Annotated in this window: 7 protein-coding genes and 2 pseudogenes; 2 read left to right on the forward strand and 7 right to left on the reverse strand. The window is 70.9% G+C overall.

Features of this window, described 5'->3' with window-relative positions; all coding sequences use genetic code 11:
* Positions 1 to 10: 10 nt before the first annotated feature.
* Together J8I35_RS03405 and J8I35_RS03410 are read right to left on the reverse strand one after the other, a co-directional pair.
* Positions 11 to 874, reverse strand: coding sequence for a BON domain-containing protein (locus J8I35_RS03405; RefSeq protein WP_124679596.1), 864 nt, complete (start codon positions 872 to 874; stop codon positions 11 to 13).
* Positions 875 to 1058: 184 nt separating this feature from the next.
* Positions 1059 to 1439, reverse strand: coding sequence for a chemotaxis protein (locus J8I35_RS03410; protein WP_209924473.1), 381 nt, complete (start codon positions 1437 to 1439; stop codon positions 1059 to 1061).
* Positions 1440 to 1707: 268 nt separating this feature from the next.
* On the opposite strand from J8I35_RS03410, the gene J8I35_RS03415 reads away from it, so the two are divergent.
* On the forward strand, positions 1708 to 3300 hold the full coding sequence (locus J8I35_RS03415) for an ATP-binding protein (RefSeq protein WP_124653543.1): 1593 nt from the start codon (positions 1708 to 1710) through the stop codon (positions 3298 to 3300).
* Positions 3301 to 3310: 10 nt separating this feature from the next.
* On the opposite strand, the gene J8I35_RS03420 is transcribed toward J8I35_RS03415, so the two are convergent.
* The 4 genes from J8I35_RS03420 to J8I35_RS03435 form a co-directional block, all read right to left on the reverse strand.
* Positions 3311 to 3634: a four-helix bundle copper-binding protein gene (locus J8I35_RS03420; RefSeq protein ID WP_175975264.1), complete on the reverse strand. Its 324-nt coding sequence runs from the start codon at positions 3632 to 3634 to the stop codon at positions 3311 to 3313.
* 44 nt (positions 3635 to 3678) lie between these two features.
* Positions 3679 to 4884, reverse strand: a complete 1206-nt coding sequence (locus J8I35_RS03425; RefSeq protein ID WP_050014013.1) for a zinc-dependent alcohol dehydrogenase — start codon at positions 4882 to 4884, stop codon at positions 3679 to 3681.
* A gap of 145 nt (positions 4885 to 5029) precedes the next feature.
* A complete protein-coding gene (locus J8I35_RS34505) occupies positions 5030 to 5251 on the reverse strand; it encodes a hypothetical protein (protein ID WP_245170060.1) in 222 nt (73 codons plus the stop codon).
* A gap of 262 nt (positions 5252 to 5513) precedes the next feature.
* On the reverse strand, positions 5514 to 7043 hold the full coding sequence (locus tag J8I35_RS03435) for an FAD-dependent oxidoreductase (protein WP_176016188.1): 1530 nt from the start codon (positions 7041 to 7043) through the stop codon (positions 5514 to 5516).
* A gap of 212 nt (positions 7044 to 7255) precedes the next feature.
* Here J8I35_RS03435 and J8I35_RS03440 point away from each other — a divergent pair.
* A pseudogene (locus J8I35_RS03440) lies at positions 7256 to 8016 on the forward strand (NAD(P)-dependent oxidoreductase).
* Between the two features lie 25 nt (positions 8017 to 8041).
* Here the strand turns inward: J8I35_RS03440 and J8I35_RS03445 are convergent.
* Positions 8042 to 8251 (reverse strand): annotated as a pseudogene (locus J8I35_RS03445) (2-aminoadipate aminotransferase); the annotation flags it as partial.

Below are 8251 nucleotides of genomic sequence, written 5' to 3' on the forward strand. Positions count from 1 at the left end.
CGCACGGGGCTCAATGGCGCGGTTCGCGCTCGCGGCCGCCCACCACGGTGCCCGGTTCGGGGTCGCGTGCGGCAGGCTGGGTCGGCGTGACGGTCCGCTGGTCCGGATGCAGCACCATGCCCGTATCGTGTTCGTCGTCGCGGCGCACGCGCACGCGATTCTCGACGTCGCGCACGCCCAGGCAGCCGTCGGCCAGATCCTCGATGTCGTGCTTCATCCAGCGCGCCGGCACCGTGCCGTCCAGCTCGACGCGACCTTCCTTCACCTGCACGGCGACGTCGCTCACGTCGATCTCGAGCGCATGCGCGAGCCGCTCGCAGACGTCCTCGCGAATCCGCTCGTCCGAGCGCGTATAGCCTTTCGGCCCGCGGCGATGGCGCAGTGCGTCGCGCTCGGTGTCTCGGCCGAAGCGCGACAGGTCGGGGGCGCTGCCGCCGTAGCGCGGGTCGCCGCGCGGGTCGCCTATGTCGCGCTCGCCGCCGGATGCGCGCATCCGGTGCGGGCTGCGGAATTCGGGGCGCTCGCCGCCGTACCGGCCTTCGCGACCCTCCGCACGGCGACCCGGTTCGCCGTAGCCGCGCTCGGCGTCGCGCGCCGGCTGGCGCGCGCCGCCCGGCCAGTCCGGGTCGCCTGCGCCGCGCCGCTGGTCGGCCGGCCGCGCGGCGCGCTCGGTCCATTCGCTGCCCCAGTCTTCCGGGCCCACGTCCTCGCTCGCGAAGCGGCGGTAAGCCGATTCGTCATCTTCTTCCGGCCATCGGGCCGGGTCGTCCGGGATGCCGCGCTCGCCGGCGCCCCGGTACGCGCGTTCGTTGCGCTCGTGCCAGTCGGGCGGGCCGCCGCGCTCGCCGGACCGTCCGGGATATCGTCGTTGCATCGTGTCTCTCCTTGATCGCCTGCGCCGCACACGGCACCGTGCCGCGTCGCGGCGCGCGTCGGTCGGGTGAATGCAAATCGCGTGCCGGCGCCGTGGCCGGGCCGCGACGGTTGCGCGCCGCAGCGCCGGGAAGCCGTCAGGCGCCCCAATCTGCAACGCGATTGCAGTTTTTGCGTGCCGGGCGTCACGGCGCGGCGCCGGATTCGTCCGGGTCGTCCGGGTCGTCCGGGTCGTCCGGGTCGTCCGTGCGGCCGGGTTCGCTCAGCCGCTCGGTGCGGTCCGGCTCGATATCGGCGCCCTCCTCGAGCGTCGAATCGCCGTCCGCCGACGCGCGCTCGCCGGTCCCCGCGCGGTCCGTATCGCTGTCGAGCGCCGCGTCGCCGCGTTCGAGCGCGTGGTCGTCCAGCGGCGAATCGACGTCGAACGGATGGCGCCGCGCGCCCGCCGTGTCGCTGCCGCTGTCGGACGAGTCGCTCGGGCCGAGCGCCCGGCCGTCGCGGCCGCGGCTGGCGTTGTCGTCGTCCGGGCCGGCCGGTTCGTTATCGGGATTCAGCGTGCTGTTCATGTCGGCCTCCTTGCCTGGCTTGCCGCCGCGCGATCGGCCGGACGGCCGCCGCACGGCAGGCGGACTGCACGTTGGTGCAATCGGCATGCCGCGCCCGGCGCGGACGGCGGGCCCTGCGGACGGCACGGCCCATGCGCACCCATTGATCAGCTGAATCGAGTTCCTTTATGCTTTCGGACGTGCCAATTCGCTCCGTATGGCCGCCGCCGGCGCGCCCGGCAGCGGGCCGGCGACCTGCGGCCGCCCGCATGTTCAACTTGCCGCTCCGATGAAGAAAGACGACGCCGATCTCCAACCGCATCCGCCGCCGCCCGGTTCGCCCGACGCGCGCGACCTGCTGCACCGCTTCGCCGAATTCCGGTTTCAGACCGTGGTGGAGTCGATCACCGACTACGCGGTATTCATGCTCGACCCGCACGGCAATGTCGCGACGTGGAACGCCGGCGCCCAGCGCATCAAGGGTTACGCCGCCGCCGAGATCGTCGGCCACCATTTCTCGCTGTTCTATCCGTCCGACGCGATCGCGGCCGGCCGGCCGGCGCACGGGCTCGCGCTGGCCGCCGCGCACGGCCACTTCGAGGACGAAGGCTGGCGCGTGCGCAAGGACGGCACGCAGTTCTGGGCGAGCGTGACGATCACGCCGGTGCACGACGCGACGCACCAGCTGTGCGGCTTCATCAAGATCACGCGCGACATGACCGAGCGCAAGCGGCTCGAGGAGCTCGAAGCGTCGACGCATCGACTCAGCGTGTTCATCGCGATGCTCGCGCACGAGCTGCGCAATCATCTGGCGCCGCTGCGCAATTCGGTCGGCGTGCTGCAGAGCCTGCCCGATCCCGCGCCCGCGCTCGTGCAGTGTCGCGACGCCGTGCATCGCCAGGTCGGGCAACTGACGCGGCTCGTCGACGATCTGCTCGACGTCGGGCGGATCACGGCCGGCAAGGTCGAACTCGACGCGCGCCCCATCACCGTGCGCGACATCGTGTGCCGCGGCGTCGAAAGCATCCAGCCGAAGCTGGCCGCGCGCGGGCAGTGGATCCGCGTCGACCTGCCGACCGATTCCGTGGTCCTGCACGGCGACGACGCACGGCTCGTCCAGGTGCTGCACAACCTGCTCGACAACGCGTCGAAATTCTCGCCGCACGGCGGCCGGATCGACGTCGGCGCGCGGATCGAGGGGCCGTCGGTTGCGATCCGCGTCGTCGATCACGGCGTTGGCATCGCACCGGGCGCGCTCGAAACGATCTTCGACCTGTTCCAGCAGGAAGGCGCATCGGGTCGCTCCCCGTCCGACGGGTTCGGGCTCGGGCTCGCGATCTGCCGGTCGTTCGTCGAACTGCACGGCGGGCGGATCGTCGCGGAAAGCGACGGGCCCGGCCACGGCGCAACGTTCACGATATGGCTACCGATCGCGCAAACGACCCGCAACGCCCCTTCCGCACCGCCCGCGCCAGCCGCGCTCGAACCGCCGGCCGACGCGCCGCTGCGCATCGTCGTCGTCGACGACAACCGCGATTCGGCCGATACGCTCGCGGTGCTGCTGCAAATGAAAGGGCATGCGCCGCGCGTCGCGTACAACGCGGCCGACGCGCTGGCCCTCGCGCGCGACTATGCGCCGCACCTGATGCTGCTGGACCTGACGATGCCGGACGTCGACGGCTTCACGCTGCTGCAGGAACTGCGCGCGATCGACGCGCTGCGCGACACGACCTGCGTCGCGCTGTCCGGCCATGCGCGCGCGTCCGACCTCGCGCGCACCGAACGCGCGGGCTTCGACGACCATCTCGTGAAGCCCGTCGAGATGGCCGTCCTCGACGCGCTGCTGCAGCGCGTCGCGCGCCAGGTTCAGGACACGCCGTAAGCGCCCGTACTCAGGCCATCGCGCGGCACATCGCCGCGCACGCCTCGCACGCGAGCGCGCAGCGGCGGCAATGCTCGTGCGCATGCCGCGAACACTCGGCCGCGCACAAGTCGCACGCGTGTGCGCACAGCGCGCAAATGCGCGGTGCGAGCCCGCTGCGGCGCGCCATCGCGCCCGACGCGAAGCGGCACAGCTGCGCGCATTCGATGTCGAGCGCGATGCAGCCGGCCAGCGCGTGCACGTCGCGCTCGGCGAGGCAGGCGGCCGCACAGGTGTCGCACGCGTGCGCGCACGCGTCGCACGCGGCCATGCAGTTGTCGTATTGATCGCTCATCGCAGTTCTCCCGGTTTCGGTTTGCATCGTTTCGGTTCGTGTCGTCACGGCGTCAGCTTCACTTTCATCCAGCCGGGCTCGCGCACGTCGAACGCGCGATACGCGTCGATCGCGTTCGTCAGCGGCTCGCTGCGCGTGAGCACCGACAGCGGATCGAACGCGCCGCTGCGCACCAGCTCGACGAGCGGCGGCGTCACCGTCCGGTGATTGCAGTTGCCCATCTTGATCGTGAGGTTCCGGTTCATCGCCTCGCCGATCGGAAACACGCGCGCCGCCTGCGGATACACGCCGATCACCGAGATCGTGCCGGCCTTCGCGACCGCGCGCACCGCCCATTGCAGCACCTGCGACGGCCCGTCGCCCGGCACCCAGTTGCGGCCGTCCGGCTTGCGGTGCGGCGCGATCGCGTCGACTTCCGCATCGAACGCGCGCGCGGCGTCGCGATCGGCGGCGGCAGGCCCGTGCGTCGCGCGCATCGCATCGACGCCCACCGCGTCGATCACGCGATCGACGCCGATCCCGCCCGTCAGCCGCAATATCGTGTCGACCGGATCGTCCTCGGAAAAATCGACGATCTCGGCGCCCTGCGCGCACGCCATCTCGAGCCGCGACGCGATGCGGTCGACCGCGATCACGCGCCCGGCGCCCATCAGCTTCGCGCTCGCGATCGCGAACTGCCCGACCGGCCCCGCGCCGAACACGGCGACCGTATCGCCCGGCTTCACTTCCGCAAGCTGCGCGCCGAAATAGCCGGTGGGGAAGATGTCCGACATCAGGATCGCGCGATCGTCGTCGATCGCATCGGGCAGCCGGATCAGGCTCGCATGCGCAAGCGGCGTGCGCGCGTATTCGGCCTGCAGCCCGTCGAACGGGCCCGTTTCCGCCGGCCCGCCGAAGAACGAAGTGCCCGCGCGCGGGCCGCCGGGGTTCGCGACGTCGCATTGCGCTGTGTAGCCGGCGCGGCAGTACGCGCAGCTGCCGCACGCGATCGTCGACGGAATCAGCACGCGATCGCCGCGCCGCAGGTTGCGTACGTCGCGCCCGACCGCCTCGACGATGCCGACGCCTTCGTGGCCCAGGATCGTGCCGGGCTTCATCCCGCCGAGCGTGCCGCGCACCATGTGCAGATCGGTGCCGCAGATCGCGCTGGCGGTCAGGCGCACGACCGCGTCGGTCGGCGCGGAGACTTCCGGATCGGGCACCGTGTCGATGCGAATGTCGCCGATGCCGTGAAATACGACTGCTTTCATGTCAGGCCCTCCTTGTCGAAAGCGGAAACGGTGAATGTGACCGTCGAGCCGACCGAGCAAGGGGTGCGCCTGTGCAGCGCGCGCGGTGCGCGGGGATGCGCGGGCGGGAAGCGCGGCGATTTCGGGGAAAGACCGTGTCGGTGTGTCAGTTCGTCGGCGAGTCGTTGCCGTCGTTACCGCTGTTGCCGTCGTTGTCGTCGCGTGCGTTCGAGATCGCTTCGACGAGCTTCAGTTCGTCGTCGACCGACAGCGTCGTGTCGGCCACTGCGCCGCCCAGCGGCGCGAGCGCCGCGCTCAGCGCGTAGATGTCGACCTGCGTCGCGGCCAGCCCGAGCGACACCGTGCCGGGACGCGCCTTGCGCGCCACGCGTCGAGCGACGATTCGATGTGCGCGACCACATTGTCGAGCAGCACGCCGGACGACACGCGGCCCGGGTCGACTGCATGCGTGCGCAACTGTCCGTCGGTCGAGCAGGCGACGATCACGACACCCGCGAGCGCGACGACGTGCCGGTCGCGCAACGTGCCGAGTTCGGCCAGCGCGGCGCGAACTCGGTTTCGAAACGTGCACGGACGTCGGGGTTCATCTCGTCTCCCTTCAAGGTTCGGTGGGGGTCGTCATGCTGCTTTCAGGCGGGCACGATCTGCCGCTCGAGCGCCGCTTCGGCCTTCAGGCTGTCGAGATCGCGGGCGATCGTCACGACCGCGCGCCGCGTGTTGCCGCGCCAGTATGCGATCGAGCAGTCGTGCGCGCCGAGGTCGCCGTCGATCTCGACGCGATCCCATTGCTCCGCATGCCCGACATAGCGGAGCGTCAGGTCGTAATGCTGGCTCCAGAAAAACGGCACCGCGTCGAACGGCCGCTGCTGGCCGAGCATGTTGCGCGCGGCGACGATGCCCTGCCGTTCGGCGACGACCCAGTGCTCGACGCGAATCCGCTCGCCCGTCAGCGGATCGGGCCAGCGCGCGATGTCGCCGGCCGCGTAGATGCCGGGCGCGCTCGTCTGCAGGAAGCGGTCGACCGTCACGCCGCGCTCGACGGCGAGCCCCGCGTCCTGCGCGAGCGCGACGTTCGGATGCACGCCGATGCCGACCAGCACGACGTCGGCCGGCAGCACGTCGCCGTTCGACAGCGTCACGCTGTCCGGTCCGATCCGCGCGGGCGTCGCGCCGAGGTGGAACACGACGCCGTGCGCTTCGTGCAGCGCCTTGATCGTGTCGCCGAGCGCGTCGCCGAGCACGCGGCCCATCGGATGCGGATCGGGCGCGACCACCTGCACGTCGAGCCCGCGCGTGCGCAACGCGGCGGCGGCTTCGAGCCCGATGAAGCTCGCGCCGACCACCACGCAGCGGCGCGCCGTTTTCAGCCTGGCGATCAGCGCATCGCAATCGGCGCGCGAGCGCAGCACACAGACGTGCGGCAGATCGGCGCCGGGCACGTTCAGCCGGTTCGGCTCGGCGCCCGTGGCGAGCAGCAGCGCGCCGTATTCGATACGACTGCCGTCGGCGAGCTCGACCGCCCGCTGCGCGGGATCGATGCGCGCGACCCGCGTGTTGCAGCGTACGTCGATCCGCTGCTCGGTATAAAACGACGGTGCGCGCAGCGGCAGCCAGTCGGCCTGAGCCGTGCCCGCGAGGTAATCCTTCGACAGGTTCGGCCGGTCGTACGGCGGATCGGCATCGGCGCTCAGCAGCGTGATCGGATGCGGATAGCCTTCCTGCCGCAGCGTGACGGCTGCCGCGATCGCGGCCGCGCCGCCGCCGACGATCACGACCGAGGCCGGCAGCCCGGCCGCCTTCAGCGCGGGCGGCACGGCGGCCGGTCGCGCATCGATAACGACTGCGCGGCCGTCGCGCCGCTCGACGCGCCAGCACGGCAGCCCGTCGAGCGCCGGTGCACGCTCCATCTCGCCGGTGCGCAGGCAGAACGCCGCGTGATGCCACGGGCATCGAATCGTGTCGCCGACCAGCAGGCCCTTGGCCAGCGGGCCGCCGTAGTGCGGGCATTGCGCGCCCACCGCGAACAGTTCGTCGCCGCGGCGCACGAGCAGCACCGCCGCATCGCCGACATGGCCTTCGATCATCGCGCCGTCGGCGAGATCGTCGAGCGCGATCCCTTGCGTGAGATCGGGTGAGGACGCAGCATCGCTTCCAGTCATGACGTGGCTCCCGAAAAGTCAGGTAACGATCCCATTATCGACATCCCTCCTGAAAAGAACAGGTACAGACGCCCCGCAGCGCACGAGAAACGCGGACTGTAGCTTGTACGCGATCCACGACCGGCGTAGAACGTGATCGACGTTGCGGCGCAACACGCCGGCCGCGCTGCGAGCGCCCGCGCGACCCGCGCAATCCGCGTGCCGCCTTCCCCCTGTCACAGGAGCGCTACCCGACGGCCACCGTGCTGTGCGTGCTCTACCCCGATCCCGTCGACGGCTATCCGCCGCGCTACGTGCGCGATGCGATGCCGGTCATCACGCGCTATGCGGACGGCCAAACCGCGCCGACGCCGGCCAGCCCGCCCGGCTTCCGGCCCGGCGAACTCGTCGGCTCGGTGTCCGGCACGGTCGGCGCAGGGCGCATCGGTCTGGCCGTGCTGCGCCGGCTGCACCCGTTCGGCCTGCCTCTGCATTACACGCAGCGCCACCGGCTCGATGCGTCGATCGAGCAGGCGCTCGCGCTCACGTATCACGCCGACGCGGCATCGCTCGCAAGCGCCGTCGATATCGTCAACCTGCAGATTCCGCTGTACCCGTCGACCGAGCACCTGTTCGACGCGGCGATGATCGCGCGGATGAAGCGCGGCGCGTACCTGATCAACACCGCACGCGCGAAGCTGGTCGACCGCGACGCGGTCGTGAATGCGCTCACGTCCGGCCATCTCGCCGGCTATGGCGGCGACGTGTGGTTTCCGCAGCCGGCGCCCGCCGATCACCCGTGGCGCACGATGCCGTTCAACGGAATGACGCCGCATATCTCGGGCACGTCGTTGTCCGCGCAGGCGCGCTATGCGGCCGGCACGCTGAGATCCTGCAATGCTGGTTCGACGGCAGGCCGATCCGCAACGAATACCTGATCGTCGACGGCGGCACGCTCGCGGGCACCGGCGCGCAGTCGTATCGGCTGACATGACGTCGCACCGCGCGCGGCGGCGCGCTCAGCCGACGCAGGCGGCGGCCAGCTTGCCGACCGTGATCACCGCCTGCTCGATCTCCGGCGACCACGGGCTGCTGTAGTTCAGGCGGATGAAGTTTCGATAGGTGTCCGCGATCGAAAACATGTAGCCCGGCCCGATCGTGATCCCCTGCTCCAGCGCAAGCTGGTACAACCGCATCGCATCGACCTGCGCCGGCAACTCGACCCACAG

The sequence above is a fragment of the Burkholderia sp. CpTa8-5 genome (assembly GCF_017815045.1).
Lineage (GTDB): Bacteria > Pseudomonadota > Gammaproteobacteria > Burkholderiales > Burkholderiaceae > Burkholderia > Burkholderia sola.